Here is an 18,151-nt window from a genome sequence, read left to right as displayed (position 1 = left end):
CATCCCACGGCCCGGACGATCAGCCCGGCGGATAGACCGACGCCTCGTAAAGCGCGCGCAGGCGGGCGGTCAGGGGGCCGGGGATGCCGCTGCCGATCACCCTTCCGTCGATCTTCGTGACCGGGGTCACGCCGCCCAGCGTGCCGGTGACGAAGCTCTCGTCGGCCGAATAGACCTGCGCCAGCGTCATGTCGGTTTCGCGCACCGTTATCCCGGCGGCGCGGGCGGCGTCGATCACCGCGCCCTGGGTGATGCCCTTGAAGGAATAGCTGGAGGTCGAGGTCCAGACCTCGCCTTTCCTGACCACGAAGAAATTCGTCGAATTGCAGGACGCCACGAACCCCCGCGGGTCCAGCATCAGCGCCTCATCCGCGCCGGCATTGATCGCCTGGATCAGCGCCTGGATCAGGTTCAGCCGGGAATGCGAGTTGAGGTGCAGGTCGAAGACATCGGGGCCGGAGGTGCGGAAGGTCGAGGTGAAAAGCGTGAGGCCCTTCGCCCTGGCCTCGGGCCGCGGGGTCTTGTATTCGGCGGTGATCACCACGGTCGGGCCGGACAGAATGAAGCGCGGGTCCTGGTTGGCCGTGGCCTTCACCCCCCGCGTCACCATCAGCCGCAGATGGGCGCCGTCCTCCATCCCGTTTGCCGCCAGCACCCCGTCGATGGCCGCATCGATGCCCTCGCGCCCCTGCGGGATCTCCAGCGCGATCGAGCGCGCACCCTCGAAGAGCCGGTCGAGATGCGCCTCGCGTTGCAGGATGCGGCCGCGGACCAGCCTGAGCCCTTCCCACACCCCGTCGCCGAAACCGAAGCCCGCGTCGAAGACGCTGACCATGGCCTGCGCCTTGGGCACCAGGTCGCCATTGACCCAGACCAGGACGTTTTCGTTACGGGGATCAGGGACATAGCCCTGGGCGGCGGTGGCGGTGTTCATCGAAGGACCCTCTGTCAGAGGTCCCGATCCGACCGCCCGCCGCCCGGAATGTCAATCCAGCGAATAGCCCGCGCCGCGCACCGTGCGGATCGGATCGTCACCACCCTTGGCCATCAGCGCCTTGCGCAAGCGGCCGATATGCACGTCGACGGTGCGGGTATCGACATAGATGTCGCGGCCCCAGACCCGGTCCAGAAGCGCCTCGCGGGTCCAGACGCGGCCCGATTTCTCCATCAGCGCCGAGAGCAGGCGGAACTCGGTCGGGCCCAGATGCAGCTCCTGCCCGTCGCGGTGCACGCGATGCGCCTCGGGGTCGAGCGTCAGGTCCTTCACTTCCAGCACCTGCCCCGCGCGGGCCGGGCGCACGCGGCGCAGGTTGGCGCGGACGCGGGCCAGCAGTTCATTCACCGAATAGGGCTTGGTGATGTAATCGTCGGCGCCCGTCTCCAGCCCCCGCACCCGGTCGCTTTCGTCGGACCGGGCCGAGACCATGATGATCGCCGCATCGGCCCCGCCCTTCTGGGCCTTGAGCTGGCGGCAGACCTCGATGCCTGAGACGCGCGGCAGCATCCAGTCCAGCAGGATCACGTCGGGCGCTTCTTCGGCCGAGACCAGCAAAGCCTCCTCGCCGTCCGAGGCGGTCGCGACCCGAAAGCCCGCGGCCTCGAGGTTATAGGTGAGGAGCGCGCGCTGGGCAGGCTCGTCGTCGACGACCAGTACCAGCGGCGTATCGCTGCGGCTCATGAACATTCCTTAGTCCGGTTGCACGTCGATGGTGGCGGTCGACTCGCCCTTCGGCCGGTCGCCGAACCGCTCGCCGGTGGCGAGGAAGATGACCTGTTCGGCCCCGCCGGTCACCAGATCGCCCATCCGTTCGACGTTCTTGGCGATGAAGGTGTAATGCAGGCAGGCCGAGATGTTGCGCGGGTCTTCCATCATATGCGTGATGAACTCGCGGAAGAGCGCGTTGGTCATGTGATCGACCTCGATATCGCGGTGGATCACATCCTCGGCCAGCGCGGTGTCGAGCCGGGCGAAGGCGTCGAGCATGTCCTTGAGCATCTGGCCCACCTGCCGCGCCTGGCGGCGGATCGCCGCGCCTGCACCCTCGATCTGCGGCGAGGAGGACAGGACCGGCACGCGCTTGGCCATGTTCTTGGCGTAATCGCCCAGCCGCTCGATATCGGCCGCCATCTTCATCACCGCGATCACCGCCCGCAGGTCACCCGCCTGCGGCTGGCGCAGCGCCAGCAGGCGCACGACATGCTGGTCGATCTCTTCCTCAAGCGCGTCGATGGCATGGTCGCCCTCGACCACCTGCTGGGCGAGATCCTCGTCGCGTTCCTCCAGCGCCCGCGCGCCGAGGGTGATGGCTTCCTCGACGCGGCCGCCCATGCCCAGCATCAGGTCACGGATACGCTCCAGGTCGTCGTCGAAGGCGGAATCGATATGCAGGCGGGTCATGCGCAATCTCTGTTGTTTGGACGCACCCTAACGGTGCAATGTGACACTTCGGTGAAACCCCGGCCCCGATCAGGCCACGGGCAGCACCACGGCAAAGGTCGAGCCCTCGCCGCGGGTGGAGCGGATGGACAGCCGCCCCCGATGCCGGTTGATGATATGCTTGACGATGGCGAGCCCCAAGCCCGTGCCGCCCATGGTGCGCGAGCGGTGGCCGTCGACGCGGTAGAAGCGTTCGGTCAGCCGCGGCAGGTGCAGTGCGTCGATCCCGTCGCCGAAATCGCGGATCCGCACCTTCATCACCGGGCCGGGGAAGCCGGGCGATTGTTCCTGCCGCTCGATCTCGATCTCGATGCGCCCGCCCGAGGCGCCGTATTTCATCGCGTTCTCGACGAGGTTGTGGAACACCTGCACCAGCTGGTCGCGGTCGCCGGGGATGGCCGGAGCGTCGGGCAGATCGCGGAAATCGACGGTGATCCCGGCTTCCTCGATCTGTGGGCGCAGCGCCGCCAGCGTCGCCCGCACCACTTCGCTGAGCGAGACCTGGGCACGGGGGCGGACCCGCTCCTCGGCCTCGACCCGGCTCAGCGACAGAAGATCGCTCACCAGCCGCGACATGCGCTGCGCTTCACGCTCCATGATGTCGAGGAAGCTGGCGGTGGCCACGGGATCGCCCTTCGCGGGGCCTTTCAGCGTCTCGATGAAGCCCGCCAGCACGGTCAGGGGCGAGCGCATCTCGTGGCTCACGTTGGCCACGAAATCGCGGCGCTGTTCCTCGGCGTGTTCGACCTGGCTGATGTCGCGCAGGGTAACCAGCACCGCGGCAAGGCCGCCGGTCGCCACCACCGGCGCCACAGTCACGCGCAGCACCGTCTCGCGCGTGGGCGTGGTCTGGATCATCCGCGCCTCGACCGGGGCCGAGGCGGTGGGCGGCTCGCTGAGCGCGGCCAGCCCCTTTTCCAGCGCCGCGGCGGGTTCCGGCTGGCGGATGTAGCTGAGCGCGGAGGACCCGACCAGAGGCGCCGAGAACAGCTCGCGCGCGGCGGGGTTGGCCAGCAGGATGCGGCGGTCCGGCCCGACCAGCAGCGCCGGGTCAGGCAGGGCGTCGAGCAGCGAGCCGCAATGGGTCAGGTCGGCGGTCATGGCGGGTCGCATTCAGGCTGATCCGGGGGTTGAGGCTGTTGTCGCAGCCATGTGTAACAGAACCATGACAGCCGGGCACCCGGTCAGAGCCCCGGCAGATCCAGCAAAAGTGCGGCATGATCGCTGGCATGGGGCCGGTCGTCTCCCACGTCCGGCAGGCGCGGCTGGGTGCCACCGGCGCTGCGGGCAAGGCCGGCGCGGATTGCCTGCGGTACGGCTTGCGGGAAGCGCGCGGCCAGCGCGGGCGAGGCGATCATTGCATCCGGGCAGCCCCGCCTTTCGCCCTCGGCCCAGGTCCAGCGCTCGCCCTCGGGCATGCGCTGGGTCAGATCGACGCCAAAGGGGTCGAGGATCGGCGCCACGGCCCGCGCCCCCTCGGGCGGGTCGTTGAAATCGCCCAGCACCAGCCAGAGCGCCGCGGCCGGATCGGAAAACCGCCGCTCGATCACCCGGCGCACGGCCTGCGCCTCCAGATGGCGGCGGGTCCAGGCGGCCTCGGGATCGGGCCAGGGCGCCTTGAAATGCACGACAAATAGCGTGAGGGGCCCGAAATCCGCCGCCAGCAGGTCGCGGCTGAAGACCGGCAGATCCGCCCGCCCCTCAAGCCCCAGATCGCCCGCCAACAGCCGGGCGTGGCTTTGCGCCGCGAACGGCCTGCGCGCCATCAAGGCGAGGTCCCGCCCTGCCCCGTCATTGCCCTGAAGACAGGCCCGCCAGGGCCAGGGCGCCGCCCCGGCCCCGCGCAACAGATGGTCGTGGAAATAATCGAGCGAGTCGCGGTCGAAGACCTCCTGCAAGGCGCAGACATCGGCCCCGGCCCGGGCCAGCACCGCCGCCGTCAGCCGCCGGTCGGCGAAATCGAGCGCCCGGTCGAGGGCGCTGTCCCCGTCCGAGCCGTCGCGCGCGCCATCGAGCCGCTCGCGCCCCTCGGGCCGCCGGAGCCGCAGGTTCTGAACGTTGAAGGTCAGAACCCGCATGGCCGTCAGCGGAACTTGGCCGCCAGCGCCCTCAGCGCATTGGCCAGCACGGTGACGTCGATGCCCACGGCGCAGAAATTGGCGCCCGCGGCGATCCATTCCTTCGCCTGCGCCTCGTCCGTGGACAGGATCCCGGCCGCCTTGCCCGCCGCCCGGATGCGCCGGATCGCGTCCTGGATGGCCAGCTTCACCTCGGGCGCGTCGGCCTTGCCGCGAAAGCCCATATCCGCCGACAGATCCGCCGGGCCGATGAACACGCCATCCACCCCTTCGACCGCCAGAATATCGTCGAGCGCCGCCATCCCGGCGCGGTTCTCGACCTGCACCAGCAGACAGACCTCGTCATCGGCGCGGTGGATGTAATCGGGGATGCCGGAAAAGCGCGAGGCCCGGGCGAGCGCCGCCCCCACGCCGCGGATCCCCTCGGGCGGGTAGCGCATGGCGCGGGCCAGTTCCGCCGCCTGTGCGCCCGATTCGACCATGGGAATGAGCAGGGTCTGCGCGCCGATATCCAGCGCCTGCTTGACCATCCAGACCTCGCCGATCGGCAGGCGGATCACCGGATGCGAGGTCGAGCGCCCCAGCGCCGACAGTTGGCGGCGCATCGAACGGATGTCATTGGGCGCGTGTTCGCCGTCGATCAGCAGCCAGTCGAACCCGGCCTCCCCGGCGATCTCGGCCGCGTAATCATCGGCCAGCCCGACCCAGCAGCCGATCTGGTTGCGCCCCTCGGCCAGCGCCGCCTTGAACCCGTTGCGTTGCATCGCAAATCCCCCCTGCCTGTGCCCGCCACCCTAGCGCGTGCCGCGCCGCTCGACCAGACGGGCGAAGATGCTGGCGCCGACCGGCAGGATGCGGTCGTCAAAGGTGAAATGCGGGTTGTGGACCGGCACGCCCGAGCCATGGCCGAGGTTGAAGAAGGCGCCCGGCACCACGGCCAGGAGATCAGCCATGTCCTCGGACCCCATGATCACCTCGGCATCGGCTGCGGCCTGCTCGCCAACCACGTCGCGGGCGGCCTCGATCAGGTGATCCACGCTCTGAGTGTCGTTGCGCAAGGGGCTGAAAACGCCGCGAATATCGACGTCGATGGTCACACCATGTGCCAGCGCCATCCCGGCACAGATCTGCCGCATCCTGGTATCGATCAGGTCGCGGTCCTCGGCCCTGAGGAAGCGGAACGTGCCGCGCAATTCGGCACTGTCGGGGATCACGTTATAGGCCTCGCCCGCCCGGAAGGCAGTGACCGAGACCACCACCGGATGCAGCGGATCGGCGTTGCGGGCGGTGATCTCCTGCAGCTCCTTCACCAGCCCGGCGCCGATGGTCACCGGGTCCTTGGCGAAATGCGGATAGGCGCCATGCGCGCCCTGCCCCTGAATGCGGATGTCGAAGAACGAGGCCCCGGCCTGCGCCAGCCCCGGGCGCAGCGTGACCTGTCCCAGCGGGTGATAGGGCGAATTGTGCAGGCCATAGAGTTCGTCGCAGGGAAAGCGCTCGAAGAGCCCGTCGGCGATCATGGCCCGGGCGCCGCCCAGCCCTTCCTCGGCCGGTTGGAAGATGAACACCGCCGTGCCGTCGAACGCCCGCGTCTCGGCCAGATAGCGGGCGGCGCCCAGCAGCATGGTGATATGCCCGTCATGCCCGCAGCCATGGAAAACACCCGCGTTTTTCGAGGCATAGGGCAGGTTCGTCAGCTCCTCCATCGGCAGGGCGTCCATATCGGCCCTGAGCCCGATGCGCCGCCCCGGCCCGCGGCCGTGCAGCACACCGACCAGCCCGGTCCCGCCGATCCCGCGCGTGACTTCAATCCCCCAGCTTTCCAGCAGTTCGGCGATGCGGGCCGAGGTCCGGTGCTCCTCAAACCCCAGTTCGGGATGGGCGTGGAAGTCGTGGCGCAGCGCGGTCAGATCCGCGGCGAAGGCATCGATTCGGGGCAGAGATTGCATGGGATTTCCGGGGTTTGCGGCGTCTCGCGCGAGCGTGGCACCGCCCGGCGCTTTCGGCAAGAGCCCCGGATCGGCTGAAAAACCGGCAGGACTGCCCCTCTCGGCAGCAGTCGAAAAAACTGACCTTCGCACATTGCAAAGACCGTTGACACGAATCGCCCGCCGTCAAATAGTTGCATTCATCGGAACCTTGGTTCCATTTTTTGCAACTTTCTGGCCGCCATGTCCATCCTGAATTCCGCCGCCGCCGTCCTGCGTTGTTTCGGAGCCGAGTGCACCGAACTCACCGTCATGGACACGGTCGAGAAGCTGGGCATCCCCAAGAGCAACGCCTCGCGGCTGCTCAGGGCGATGCGCGACGCGGGGCTTCTGGAGACCATCGGCAAGACCAAGCGCTTCCGCCCCGGGGTTCTGGTGCTGGATGCGGCGATCAGCTACCGGCGGTCGTCGAGCCTTGTCGAACGCGCAGCCGAGGCGGTGGCGAAGATCAGCACCGCCACCGGGCATACCGGCTATGTCAGCAAGCTGATCGACACCGAGGTGGCGGCGGTGACCGACCATCCCGGCACCCATTCGCTGCGCGTCGTGTCGAACATCGGCCGCCGCCTGACCGCACACGGCAGCGGCACCGGGCGCGCCCTGCTGGCGCTCCTCAGCGATGACGAGGTGCGGGCGCTTTTCGCGGATGGCATCGTGCCGCCTTCGGACCTGTCGCCGCAGAGCATCGACGAAGTGCTGGAACGGCTGGCCGAGGTGCGGCGCACGGGCGTCTCGTTCTCGGCCCAGGAATCGACGCGCGGTGTGGACGCGCTTTCGGTCGCGGTGCGCGACCCCGAAACGGGCGAAGCGGTCGCCCTGTGCATCGTCTGGCCCGCTGCGCTGGCCACCGAGGAAGACCGCAAAACCATCGAAACCATGTTGCTCGACGGCGCGGCCGAGGTCTCGGCCGCCCTGGGCGACAGGACACTCAGGAAAAGGTAAGAAGACATGAGCGGAGCAAGCGGCACCGGGCGCTGGAGGGTCGGGTTCGACATCGGCGGCACCTTCACCGACTTCATCCTCTACGATGGCGCCGAGGGCAGCGTGACGCTGCACAAGCGCCTGACCACCCCCCACGACCCGGCCGAGGCCGCGTTGAAAGGGCTGGAAGAGCTGGTCGCGCTGCGCGGCATCGCGCTCTCGGACGTGTCCGAGATGGTGCATGGCACGACGCTGGTCACGAACGCCGTGATCGAGCGCAAGGGCGCGAAGCTGGGCCTCATCACCACCCAAGGCTTCCGTGACATCCTGGAGATGGGGACGGAGCAACGCTATGACATCTATGACCTTTTCGTCGAATTCCCGGAACCGCTGGCAACCCGCGACCGCCGCATCGAGGTCGCCGAGCGCCTGAACGCCGCGGGCGAGGTTCTGACGCCACTGGACGAGGCCGGGGTCACCCGCGCCGCCAAGGCGTTGGTCGCACAGGGCTGCGAGGCGATCGCGGTCTCGTTCCTGCATGCCTATATCAACCCCGCGCATGAGCGCCGCGCAGCCGAACTGATCCGCGCCGCCGCGCCGGGGATCGCCGTGTCGATCTCGTCCGACGTGGTGGCCGAGATGGGCGAGTATCAGCGCACCGTCACCACCTGCGCCAATGCCTATGTGCAGCCCTTGATGGACCGTTACCTCAAGCGGCTGGAAGCGGAACTGCGCAAGCGCGGGTTCCTCGGCTCGCTGAGGCTGATGCATTCGGCGGGCGGCCTCGTTTCGCTGGCCACGGCCCGGGAGCTGCCGATCCGGCTGCTGGAATCGGGTCCGGCGGGCGGCGGTCTGGCGACCGCTCTGTTCGGGGAACTGGCGGGCCGGGCCGATGTGATTTCCTTCGACATGGGCGGCACCACGGCCAAGGCCTGCATGATCGAGGACAACCGCGCCGAAATCGCCCCGATGATGGAGGCCGCGCGCGTCCATCGCTTCACCAAGGGCTCGGGCCTGCCGATCAAGGCGCCGGTGATCGACATGATCGAGATCGGCGCGGGCGGCGGCTCCATCGCCGCGCTGGACGAGGTGGGCCTGCTGAAGGTGGGCCCGCATTCGGCGGCCTCGGACCCAGGCCCGGCCTGCTATGGCCTGGGCGGCTTGCAACCGACCGTCACCGACGCGAACCTTGTGCTGGGCTATTATGACCCCGGTTTCTTCCTCGGCGGGCGGATGACGCTGGATCTTGAGGCCGCGCGCCTCGCGGTCGGCACGGTGGCGGCGCCTCTGGGCCTCGGCATCGAGGAAGCGGCGCTGGGCATCCACAAGGTGGTAGCCGAGAACATGGCCGCCTCGGCCCGCGTCCACCTGATCGAGAAGGGCAAGGATCCCCGCAATTACGCCATGGTCGCCTTCGGCGGCGCCGGTCCGGCGCATGCGGTGAACGTGGCCCGTGCCATGGGCGTGGGCGAGGTCATCATCCCCCCGGCCTCGGGTGCCGCCTCGGCCCTGGGTTTCTTGGTGGCGCCGCTCAGCTTCGAAGGGGTGCGCTCGCACCGCGTTGAACTGTCTGGCGATTTCGACGCTGAACCGCTGAACGCGCTGTTGCAGGCGATGGAGGCCGAGGGCCGCGGGCACCTGACCGCCGCGGGCGTCAAGGATGCCGACATCACGGTCGAGGTCCACGCCGACATGCGCCTCGTCGGCCAGATGCACGACATTTCCGTGGCCCTGCCCCCGGGCCCCATCGGCGCGGACAGCCTGCCCGCGATCCGCGAGGCTTTCGCCAAAGCCTATGAGGTGCGCTACACCAAGGTCTTCGAGGGCGCGCGGATCGAGGCGGTGAACTTCCGCCTGCGCTGCGTGGGTCCCCAGCCCGCCATCTCCGTCACCGGCGCCGCCGGGGGCGCGGGGGCCGAGGGCCGGGTCAAGGGCACCCGCCGCGCCTGGTTCGCGGACGGCGCTTTCGAGGCCAAGGTCTACGACCGCTATGCGCTGGTCCCGGGCGACACCTTCGACGGCCCCGCCATCGTCGAGGAACGCGAGGCGACAACGATCATCGGCCCGCGCGACAGCGTGAAGGTGGACAATGCCCTGAACCTCTGCATCAGCGTCGCCGCCACCCAACAGGCCGAAACCCGCATCCCGGCGGGCATGAGCCGCGAGGATGCCGTCAAGCTGATCCAGGCCGATCCCATCGGGCTGGAAATCATGTGGAGCCGTCTGGTGAACGTGGCCGAGGAGATGTGGCAGACGGTCTGCCGCACCGCCTTTTCGCTGGTGATTTCGGAAGCGCAGGACTTCGCCTGCGAGCTGCTGGACCCCTTGGGCGAGACGCTGGCCCACAGCCCGCGCGCCATGCCGGTCTTCAACCTGACCCTGCCCCGCGCGGTCAAGGCGCTGCTGGAACGCTATCCGGCCGAGACGCTGCAACCGGGCGATGTGCTGATCACCAACGACCCCTGGCTCTGCGCCGGGCACCTCTTTGACCTTGCCATCGTCACGCCTGCGTTCCGCAACGGGCGGCTGGTCGGGCTTCTGGGCACCGTGGGCCATGTCTCGGACATCGGTGGCACCAAGGATTCGCTGAAGGCACGCGAGATCTACGAGGAAGGTCTGCAGATCCCGCCGATGAAGCTGTTCGAGGCGGGCAGGCCGAACGAGACCCTGTTCCGCATGATCGGCCAGAACGTCCGCAACGGCGAGCAGGTGATCGGCGACATCCAGTCCTTCGTCACGGCGAACGTGATCGGCGCCGAGCGGCTGGAGGCCTTCATGGCCGAATACGGCATGGAGGATCTGGGCGCGCTGGCTCAGGTGGTGCAGGACCTGTCCGAAGGCGCGATGCGCGACGCGGTGCGGGCCATCCCCGACGGCGTCTATACCGGCACCATCACCAACAACCCGCTGGGCGAGGTGATGACCTATCCGGTGGCGATCAAGGTCGAGGGCGATGCGATGACCATCGACTTCGACGGCGCCCCGCCGCAGCTGGCCCAGGGGGGCCTCAACTCGACGCTGAACTACACCGCGGCGCACGCGACCTATCCGCTGAAATGCATGCTGACGCCGAAGGTGCGCGGCAATGCGGGCTGTTACCGCCCCTTCACGGTGACCGCGCCCGAGGGCTCGATCCTGAACTGCACCTATCCCGCGTCGGTCAATATCCGCACCCGCACCGGCTGGTATCTGGCGCCCAACATCTTCCAGGCGCTGGCTGGCGCCCGGCCCGAGGATGTGCAGGCCTTCACCGGGCTCGCCGTGGCTTCGACCGTCTACGGGCAGGATGCCTCGGGCGCCTTCTATTCCGACATGCTGTTCTGCGGCGGCGGACAGGGGGGCTCGGACCGGGGCGACGGGCATTCGGCGCTGCTGTGGCCGACCTCGGCCGCCAATACCTCGATCGAGCTGATGGAAAGCCGCGCGCCGATCCTGATCGAGGAGAAGGCCTTTGTCCCCGACACCGGCGGCGCCGGACGGCACCGCGGCGGTCTGGGTCAGCGAGTGGTGTTCCGCAAGCTCACCACCGACGGGCGCACCACGCTGGCCTCGGTCTTCCCCGAGGGCGTCAACAACCCGATCCCGGGCCTGTTCGGCGGTCAGCCGGGAGGCATGGCGCGCGGGCGGGTGATCGGTCCCGATGACGGGCTGATCGAGGATTGCGGCACCGGCAAGCTGGTGGAACTCCGCACGCCCGGCGAACGGGTGGAGCTGATGCTTGGCGGGGGCGCCGGGTTCGGCGATCCGGCCGACCGCGACCCCGCGCTTGTCGAGCGCGATCTGAGGCTGGGCTACGTCACCCTCGACTACGTCCGCCGCTATCACCCTTCGGCCCTGACGGCGCGCGCAGAACTCGCCGCAACGGCCTGAGATCCGACCACCCCAACCGGCCGGAGCCGACCCGGCCGGACCCCAACACGGAGACCCGAATGTCCACCATCGACCTCAAGACCCTCTCGCGGCGCAGCTTTCTGGCCCTCAGCGGCGCCGGTCTTGCTGCCGCCAGCTTCCCGCAGCAGCTCTTCGCCCAATCGGGGCGGAACATCCTGATCATCGCCTCGACGCAGGATATCCCGAACTACGACCCGCATACGGCGACCGGCTATTCGGCCAGCTTCTTCCTGCGCAACACCTACGAGCCGCTGGTCCGCGTCGCGGGCAACCCGCCGGAGCCGGTGCCCGCCCTTGCCGACAGCTGGGAGGTCAGCGAGGACGGCAAGACCTATACTTTCGCGCTGAACCCGGCGGCGGTCTTCCACGACGGCAGCCCGGTCACCGCCGAGGATGTGGTCTTCTCCTACCAGCGCGCGCTCAGGCTCGCCCGCGGCAACAGCTGGATGATCCGCGGCATCGTCGAGCCCGAGGGCGTCACCGCCGTCGACGCCCATACGGTCCGCTTCGACCTTGCGACGCCCTTCGCCGCCTTCCTGCAGGTGATCCCGTGGATCTTCATCGCCTCGAAAGCCATCGCCGAGGCCAACGAGGGCGGGGATGACAGCACCACCTATCTGCAGGCCAATGTCGCGGGCTCGGGCCCCTTCAAGCTGCGCCGCGCCGAAGCGGGCGCGCTCTATCAGCTGCAGCGCGCCGACACCGCCTGGCAGACCGGCGGCGGCAACCTCGACGGGGTGATCTGGCAGATCGTGCGCGAAAGCTCCACCCAGCGGCTGATGCTGCAGCGGGGCGAGGTGCATATCTCGGTCGACCTGACCTCGGAAGACATGGATGCGCTCGACGGCGCGCCGGGCGTGGTGCGGGTGATCGAGCCGGAATACCGCACCTTCTCGATCAAGATGAACACCGAACAAGGCCCGATGGCCGACATCAACATGCGCAAGGCCGTGGCCTATGCCATGAATTACCAGGCGATGCTCGATGCCTCGGGCTATGCCGAGCTGATGACCGGCCCACTGCCCAACGGCATCCTCGGCCACAATCCCGAGCTCGAGGTCTACCGCATGGATCTCGACAAGGCGCGCGAGCATCTGGCGATGACCGACACGCCGGAGGGCGGGATCACCCTGCGCATGGTGCATGTGAACGGGCTGGAACAGCAACGCCGCTGGGCGCTGATCATGCTCGACAGCCTGCAGGCGCTGAACATCCAGCTGGACATCACGCCGATGAACTGGCCGGACATGGTGGCCGCCTGCCAATCGCCCGAGACCTTCCCCGACCTCTTCCCGGTCTATCAGACCGCGAATTACGGCGACCCCGACAACATCGCCTATGCCGCCTATCATTCTTCGCGCAATGGCGGCTGGCAGAACGCGGTCTACCACAACCCCGAAGCCGACGCGCTGATCGAGGCCGGCCGGACCGAGATCGACCCCGCCCGCCGGGTGGAGATCTACGGCCAGCTGCAGGAATTGCTGGTCGCGGATTGCCCCGACATCTTCGGCGTCCTCGAAAAGCGCCGTCTGGGGATGCGCGACGCGGTGCAGGGCTTTGCCTTCACCCCCGTCGCCTCGAACGCGATCGAGGCCTGGCCGCTGTCGCTGTGATCTGACCCTTCCGGGCGCAGGTCCCTTCTGCGCCCGGCCCTTCCCGAACGCGAGGCCCCGAGGCAATGCTGCGGTTCATCCTGAGGCGGATCCTGCTGATCCTGCCGGTGCTGATCGGCATGACGATCATCATGTTCGTCATCGCCCGCGTCCTGCCGGGCGACCCGGTGGGCCTGGCCGCCGGTCCCAACGCCACCCGCGCCGAGATCGAGGCGCTGGCGCGCGAATTCGGCCTCGATCAGCCGCTGTGGGTCCAGTACTGGACCTATCTTTCCGGGCTGGTTCAGGGCGATTTCGGCACCTCGCTGTTTTCCCGCCGCCCCGTCGCCACCGACCTTGCCGCCTATCTGCCCGCGACGCTGGAGCTGGTCTTCTCGGCCCTGTTGCTGGCCATCGTCGTCGGCATCCCGGCAGGCCTGATGGCCGCCGTCTGGCGCAACAAATGGCCCGACTATCTGTCGAACATCCTGTCCGTCGCCGCCATCTCCATGCCGCGCTTCTTCCTCGGGCTGCTGCTGCAACTCTGCTTCGCCATGTGGCTGATGTGGCTGCCGCTGGGCGGGCGCTTCCCGATCATCTTCGACCCGCCGCCGGGTATCACCGGCTTTTACACCATCGACTCGATCCTCGCCGGTGACTGGGAGTCCTTCTGGACCGCCATGCGCTACCTGGCGTTGCCCGCCATCGCCATGTCGCTGTCGCCGCTGGCCACGATCCTCAGGATGATGCGCGCCTCGACCATCGAGGTGATGCACCAGGATTACGTCACCACAGCCCGGGCGCTGGGCCTCTCGCCCCGCCTCATCGTCTTCAAATACGTGCTGAGGAACGCGATTTCCGCCTCGCTCACCGTCATCGGCCTTTATTTCGGCTGGCTCCTGGGGGGCACGGTGCTGGTGGAAACCGTCTTCGACTGGCCGGGGATCGGGCTTTACGCCACCTCCGCCATCGTTTCGCAGGATTTCATGCCGGTGGTCAGCGTCGCGCTGGTGATCGGGGTCCTTTTCGTCACCGCCAATATCGCCATCGACGTGCTTTACGGCCTCATCAACCCGAAGGTCCGCTACCAATGACCGACGTGTCCCAGGACAGCCGCCGCAGCGCCCGGGCCGAGGCCTCGCGCCGCGCCTTCTACCGTTTTCGCCAGAGCCGCCTGTCGATGGTCGGCGCGACCATGGTCGCCGTGGTGCTGTTCTTCACCCTGTTCGGCAATCTGCTCGCCCCCTACCCTGAGCACGTCCGGGGCGGCCTGAACACCGCCGAGCGGTTCCAAGCCCCGTCCCTCGCCCATCCGTTCGGGACCAACGAGCTGGGACAGGACGTGCTGTCGCTGGTCATGGCCGGCACCCCCGTCTCGGTCGCGGCGGGCTTTGCCGTGGTGCTGATCGGCACCGTGCTGGGCGTGGTGGTCGGCGCGCTGGCGGGCTTCAACGGCGGCTGGATCGACGATGTGCTGATGCGGTTTTCCGACCTCATGCTGACCATCCCCAGCCTGATCCTGGCCATGGCCGTCGCCGCGGCCCTCGGCCCGGGCTTCGTCAACATGATCATCGCCATCGCCCTGTCCTGGTGGCCCGGCTACGCACGACTGGTCCGGGGCGAGGTGCTGCAGGCGCGCGAGGAGGTCTATGTCGCCGCCGCCCGCGCCATCGGCGCCAGCCCCGCCCGCGTCCTCTTCCGCCACATCCTGCCCAACATCGTCTCGCCGGTGATCGTGAAGATGTCGCTCGACATGGGTTTCGCCATCCTGACCGTCGCGGCGCTGGGCTTCATCGGCATCGGTGTGCGCCCGCCGACCCCGGAATGGGGCACGCTTTTGTCCATCGCCCGCAACTACATGCCGGATTTCTGGTGGACCGCGGTCTTCCCCGGCCTCGCCATGTTCCTGGCCGTCTTCGGCTTCAACCTTCTGGGCGACGGGCTGCGCGACGTCCTCGACCCGCGTGCGAGGCGCTGAGATGAGTGCACTTCTCGATATCCGCGACCTGCATCTGTCGATGCATTCCTTCGAGGGCGCCGCCAAGGTGCTGGCGGGCGTCAGCCTCAGCGTCGAAAAGCGGCAGATCTGGGGGCTGGTGGGCGAAACCGGCTGTGGCAAGTCACTGACCGGGCTCTCCGTGTCCCGGTTGGTCCGCACGCCCCCCGCCGAATACACCGGCGGCCAGATCTTGCTGGACGGAACCGACGTGCTGGGGCTGAGCGAGCCGCAGATGCGGGCGCTGCGGGGCCGGCGCGTGGGGATGATCTTTCAGGACCCGACCACCAACCTCAACCCCGCCTTCCGCATCGGCACGCAGCTCATTGATGTGGCGCTGGCCGCGGCCCGGCACGATCCCTCGATCCTCGGGCTCGACGCCCGCGCCGGGCGCCGAGCGCGCAAGGCCGCCGCGCGCAAGCTCGCCATCAACATGCTGACCGAGGTCGGCATCCCGGCGGCGGAATCGCGGCTGGACGATTACCCGCACCAATTCTCGGGCGGGATGCGGCAACGGGTGCTGATCGCCATGGCACTGATCGGCCGCCCGGGCCTGTTGATCGCCGACGAGCCGACCACGGCGCTGGATGTCTCCGTTCAGGCGCAGATCCTGACGCTGCTGAAGCAGATGGTGGCGGCGCATGATATGGGTGTCGTGCTGATCACCCACAACCTTGGCGTGGTGGCCCAGACCTGCACCCATGTCGCGGTGATGTACGCCGGAACCATCGTCGAGAAGGGCCCGATTGCCGAGGTGCTGGCCGATCCCGCCCATCCCTACACGCAGGCCCTGCTCAGGGCGATCCCCGACCGCAGCGTGGCGCGGGGGCAGTTGCAGGGGCTGGCAGGCTCGGTCCCGAACCTGATCCACCCGCCCCCCGGCTGCCGCTTCGCGCCCCGCTGCGCGTTGGCCCGGCCGTCCTGTCTGGAAGGCCCGCCGCCGCTGCATACCCGCGCGGCGGGGCATGAGGTCGCCTGCCCGGTGGTTGAGGAGCTGCAGCATGCTTGAGATCGAGAATGTCTCGCGCGTCTTTCCCGCCCGGCAGGGCATGTTCGGCAAGACCGAGGGCGTCCGCGCGCTGCATGAGGTGAGCCTGTCGGTCAGGAAGGGCGAAAGCTTCGGGCTGGTCGGCGAAAGCGGCTCGGGCAAGACGACCCTGACCCGGCAGATCCTGCGGCTGGATACCCCGACCTCGGGCCGCATCCTGTTCGAGGGCGAGGATATGGCCCGCCTCAGCCCCGCCGCCCTGCGCGCGCTCAGGGCCAAGGTTCAGATCGTCTTTCAGGACCCCTATGCCTCGCTCAACCCGCGCATGTCGGTGCATGACATCGTGACCGAGCCGATGCTGATCCACCGCGCCACGCTGGGGCTGAACCGACAGCAACGCACCGACCGGGCGGCGGAACTGCTGGAGCTGGTCGGGCTGGGGCCGCAGCACCTCTACCGCCATCCGCACGAGTTTTCCGGCGGGCAGCGGCAGCGGATCTGCATCGCCCGGGCTTTGGCCCCGGGGCCGTCGCTGGTGCTGCTGGATGAGCCGACCTCGGCGCTGGACGTCTCGGTTCAGGCGCAGGTGCTTAACCTGCTGATCGAGCTGCAACAACGGCTGGGGCTGACCTATTTCTTCATCAGCCACGATCTGGGCGTGATCCGCTATATCTGCGACCGGGTGGCGCTGATCTATCGCGGCGAGATCAAGGAACAGGGCGAGACCCAGCGCCTGTTCGACGCGCCCGATAGCGATTATACGCGGAGCCTGCTGGCGGCGATGCCGCCGGATATCCGGCGGGTTGGCCGGCAGTGAGACGGATGGTGGGGTGAAACCCCACCCTACCGGCGCCCGTAGGGTGGGATTTCATCCCACCAAGGCCCAGACGCCGCCCTTGTCGCTCCTACCGCCCCGCCGCCCGCATCCCCTCGTCATAGCTGCTATAGGCCCGCTGAATCCCGATCTGGTCGGCGATGAAGCGGGCGTCGTGCCAGACGCCCCAGATGAAGGCCGAGCCCCGCCGCGTCTGCCAGGGCAGACCGACGAAATAGACCCCTGGCTCGCGCGAGACACCCCGGGCATGCAGCGGCCGCCCCTGCGCGTCGAAGGTATCGACCTGCAACCAGCTGAAATCGAAACCGTATCCCGTGGCCCAAAGGATCGTCGTGATCCCCTCGGCCGCCAGATCCAGCGACAGGATCGGATCGCTCACGCAGGCCGGATCGGGCGGCAGCAGCCGCGCCTCGGGCTCCTCGGGCAGCGCGATCCCGTGGCGCAGCGCCCAGGCATCGGCCTCGTCCAGGACCGAGAAGTAATTCTCGTCGCCCTTGCGGATGTTCTCGCGCAGGTCATCCGCAAAGCGCATCACCCCGCCCTCGAACCCCTCGGCCCGCCCCAGCAGCGTCATGCCCTGATGCGCCAGCGCCCGGAATTCGATGGTCTTGCCACCCTGCGCGCCGCTCACCGCGATCGTCACATGCTCGGTCCCCGGCGCGGGCGTGTCGATGTCCCACTTGCCCAGCACCCCCAGCCACCAGCAATAATCCCGGCCGCGGTAGGCGCGCGGCGGCCGTCCATGCGGGCCGACCGACAGGAAGACGCGACGCCCGGCCTGCATCAGCTCGTCCGCGATCTGCACGCCCGAGGACCCGCCCCCCACCACCAGCACCGCCCCCGGCGCCAGCTGCCCCGGATTGCGGTAATCCGCGGAATGGAGTTGGGAAAACCCGGCAGTCTCCGGCACCAGCGGCGGGATCAGCGGGCGCTGGAACGGGCCGGTCGCGGCGACGATGTTGCGGGCCTCGAACACCCCGGCCGAAGTCTCGACCCGGAAGCACCGCGTCCCCTCGATCCGCGTAGCACGGGTCACGGTGACGCCCTCGCGCACTGGGGCGGCGATGTGGGCGGCGTAATCGGCGAAATATTGCGCGACGCTCTCCTTGTCGGGGAAGGCCTCGCCATCGCCCGCGAAAGTCCGGTGCGGGAAACGGTCGTGCCAGGCGGGACCATTGGCGACCAGCGAATCCCAGCGGCCGGTGCGCCAGCGCTCGGCGATGCGGCCGCGCTCCAGCACCAGATGATCGACGCCCTGGTCGCGCAGATGCTCGCTCATGGCGATGCCCGCCTGCCCGCCGCCCACCACGATTGTATCGACCCGTTCCATCCTGCCCCCTCGCGCGCCTGTTCCGGTGCAGAGTAGGCCGGGCCGTCCCACCCCGAAACACGGCAATGGCGAAGCCTTGGTTGGGCAAAGCCTAA

At 68.4% G+C, this 18,151-nt stretch carries 15 protein-coding genes; 7 read left to right on the top strand and 8 right to left on the bottom strand.

Going from position 1 to position 18,151, the window contains the following annotated elements; all coding sequences use genetic code 11:
- Positions 1–19: 19 nt before the first annotated feature.
- The 7 genes from VDQ18_RS16215 to VDQ18_RS16185 all read right to left on the bottom strand — a co-directional run bounded on the left by VDQ18_RS16215 (position 20) and on the right by VDQ18_RS16185 (position 6,464).
- Entirely contained in the window at positions 20–934 is a 915-nt protein-coding gene (locus tag VDQ18_RS16215; protein WP_323021957.1) for an aminotransferase class IV, read from the bottom strand.
- Between the two features lie 51 nt (positions 935–985).
- Positions 986–1,678, bottom strand: coding sequence for a phosphate regulon transcriptional regulator PhoB (gene phoB, locus VDQ18_RS16210; protein WP_323021956.1), 693 nt, complete (start codon positions 1,676–1,678; stop codon positions 986–988).
- 9 nt (positions 1,679–1,687) lie between these two features.
- Entirely contained in the window at positions 1,688–2,398 is a 711-nt protein-coding gene (gene phoU, locus VDQ18_RS16205) for a phosphate signaling complex protein PhoU (protein ID WP_323021955.1), read from the bottom strand.
- Between the two features lie 69 nt (positions 2,399–2,467).
- On the bottom strand, positions 2,468–3,550 hold the full coding sequence (locus VDQ18_RS16200) for a sensor histidine kinase (RefSeq protein ID WP_323021954.1): 1,083 nt from the start codon (positions 3,548–3,550) through the stop codon (positions 2,468–2,470).
- Positions 3,551–3,621: 71 nt separating this feature from the next.
- Positions 3,622–4,515: an endonuclease/exonuclease/phosphatase family protein gene (locus VDQ18_RS16195; protein ID WP_323021953.1), complete on the bottom strand. Its 894-nt coding sequence runs from the start codon at positions 4,513–4,515 to the stop codon at positions 3,622–3,624.
- A gap of 5 nt (positions 4,516–4,520) precedes the next feature.
- Complete coding sequence (gene hpaI, locus VDQ18_RS16190) at positions 4,521–5,279, bottom strand: 4-hydroxy-2-oxoheptanedioate aldolase (RefSeq protein ID WP_323021952.1); 759 nt, start codon at positions 5,277–5,279, stop codon at positions 4,521–4,523.
- A 30-nt stretch (positions 5,280–5,309) separates the two neighbouring features.
- Positions 5,310–6,464, bottom strand: coding sequence for a M20 aminoacylase family protein (locus tag VDQ18_RS16185; protein ID WP_323021951.1), 1,155 nt, complete (start codon positions 6,462–6,464; stop codon positions 5,310–5,312).
- A 222-nt stretch (positions 6,465–6,686) separates the two neighbouring features.
- On the opposite strand from VDQ18_RS16185, the gene VDQ18_RS16180 reads away from it, so the two are divergent.
- The 7 genes from VDQ18_RS16180 to VDQ18_RS16150 all read left to right on the top strand — a co-directional run bounded on the left by VDQ18_RS16180 (position 6,687) and on the right by VDQ18_RS16150 (position 16,708).
- Positions 6,687–7,445: an IclR family transcriptional regulator gene (locus VDQ18_RS16180; protein ID WP_323021950.1), complete on the top strand. Its 759-nt coding sequence runs from the start codon at positions 6,687–6,689 to the stop codon at positions 7,443–7,445.
- 6 nt (positions 7,446–7,451) lie between these two features.
- The gene (locus tag VDQ18_RS16175) at positions 7,452–11,294 is read left to right on the top strand and encodes a hydantoinase B/oxoprolinase family protein (protein ID WP_323021949.1); all 3,843 of its coding nucleotides are present in this window, start codon (positions 7,452–7,454) and stop codon (positions 11,292–11,294) included.
- Between the two features lie 59 nt (positions 11,295–11,353).
- The gene (locus VDQ18_RS16170) at positions 11,354–12,928 is read left to right on the top strand and encodes an ABC transporter substrate-binding protein (protein WP_323021948.1); all 1,575 of its coding nucleotides are present in this window, start codon (positions 11,354–11,356) and stop codon (positions 12,926–12,928) included.
- 65 nt (positions 12,929–12,993) lie between these two features.
- Entirely contained in the window at positions 12,994–14,001 is a 1,008-nt protein-coding gene (locus VDQ18_RS16165) for an ABC transporter permease (protein WP_323021947.1), read from the top strand.
- Entirely contained in the window at positions 13,998–14,885 is an 888-nt protein-coding gene (locus VDQ18_RS16160) for an ABC transporter permease (protein ID WP_323021946.1), read from the top strand. The genes VDQ18_RS16165 and VDQ18_RS16160 overlap by 4 nt, the downstream gene beginning before the upstream one ends.
- A 1-nt stretch (position 14,886) precedes the next feature.
- Entirely contained in the window at positions 14,887–15,912 is a 1,026-nt protein-coding gene (locus VDQ18_RS16155; protein WP_323021945.1) for an ABC transporter ATP-binding protein, read from the top strand.
- Entirely contained in the window at positions 15,905–16,708 is an 804-nt protein-coding gene (locus VDQ18_RS16150; RefSeq protein ID WP_323021944.1) for an ATP-binding cassette domain-containing protein, read from the top strand. The genes VDQ18_RS16155 and VDQ18_RS16150 overlap by 8 nt, the downstream gene beginning before the upstream one ends.
- Positions 16,709–16,796: 88 nt before the next feature.
- Here the strand turns inward: VDQ18_RS16150 and VDQ18_RS16145 are convergent, their stop codons facing one another.
- Complete coding sequence (locus VDQ18_RS16145; RefSeq protein WP_323021943.1) at positions 16,797–18,056, bottom strand: NAD(P)/FAD-dependent oxidoreductase; 1,260 nt, start codon at positions 18,054–18,056, stop codon at positions 16,797–16,799.
- Positions 18,057–18,151: the final 95 nt, after the last annotated feature.

The sequence above is a fragment of the Pararhodobacter sp. genome, assembly GCF_034676075.1.
In the GTDB taxonomy this organism is placed as follows: Bacteria; Pseudomonadota; Alphaproteobacteria; order Rhodobacterales; family Rhodobacteraceae; genus Pararhodobacter.
Note: the sequence above shows the minus strand (reverse complement) of the source record. Positions and strands in the feature narration are given on the sequence as shown.

Bases quoted from the DNA above. Each gene is read 5' to 3' on its own strand.
- VDQ18_RS16185 (WP_323021951.1), bottom strand. From the start codon at position 6,464: ATGCAATCTCTGCCCCGAATCGATGCCTTCGCCGCGGATCTGACCGCG.
- phoB (WP_323021956.1), bottom strand. From the start codon at position 1,678: ATGAGCCGCAGCGATACGCCGCTGGTACTGGTCGTCGACGACGAGCCT.
- VDQ18_RS16175 (WP_323021949.1), top strand. From the start codon at position 7,452: ATGAGCGGAGCAAGCGGCACCGGGCGCTGGAGGGTCGGGTTCGACATC.
- hpaI (WP_323021952.1), bottom strand. From the start codon at position 5,279: ATGCAACGCAACGGGTTCAAGGCGGCGCTGGCCGAGGGGCGCAACCAG.
- phoU (WP_323021955.1), bottom strand. From the start codon at position 2,398: ATGACCCGCCTGCATATCGATTCCGCCTTCGACGACGACCTGGAGCGT.
- VDQ18_RS16215 (WP_323021957.1), bottom strand. From the start codon at position 934: ATGAACACCGCCACCGCCGCCCAGGGCTATGTCCCTGATCCCCGTAAC.
- VDQ18_RS16145 (WP_323021943.1), bottom strand. From the start codon at position 18,056: ATGGAACGGGTCGATACAATCGTGGTGGGCGGCGGGCAGGCGGGCATC.
- VDQ18_RS16150 (WP_323021944.1), top strand. From the start codon at position 15,905: ATGCTTGAGATCGAGAATGTCTCGCGCGTCTTTCCCGCCCGGCAGGGC.
- VDQ18_RS16155 (WP_323021945.1), top strand. From the start codon at position 14,887: ATGAGTGCACTTCTCGATATCCGCGACCTGCATCTGTCGATGCATTCC.
- VDQ18_RS16165 (WP_323021947.1), top strand. From the start codon at position 12,994: ATGCTGCGGTTCATCCTGAGGCGGATCCTGCTGATCCTGCCGGTGCTG.
- VDQ18_RS16200 (WP_323021954.1), bottom strand. From the start codon at position 3,550: ATGCGACCCGCCATGACCGCCGACCTGACCCATTGCGGCTCGCTGCTC.
- VDQ18_RS16180 (WP_323021950.1), top strand. From the start codon at position 6,687: ATGTCCATCCTGAATTCCGCCGCCGCCGTCCTGCGTTGTTTCGGAGCC.
- VDQ18_RS16160 (WP_323021946.1), top strand. From the start codon at position 13,998: ATGACCGACGTGTCCCAGGACAGCCGCCGCAGCGCCCGGGCCGAGGCC.
- VDQ18_RS16195 (WP_323021953.1), bottom strand. From the start codon at position 4,515: ATGCGGGTTCTGACCTTCAACGTTCAGAACCTGCGGCTCCGGCGGCCC.
- VDQ18_RS16170 (WP_323021948.1), top strand. From the start codon at position 11,354: ATGTCCACCATCGACCTCAAGACCCTCTCGCGGCGCAGCTTTCTGGCC.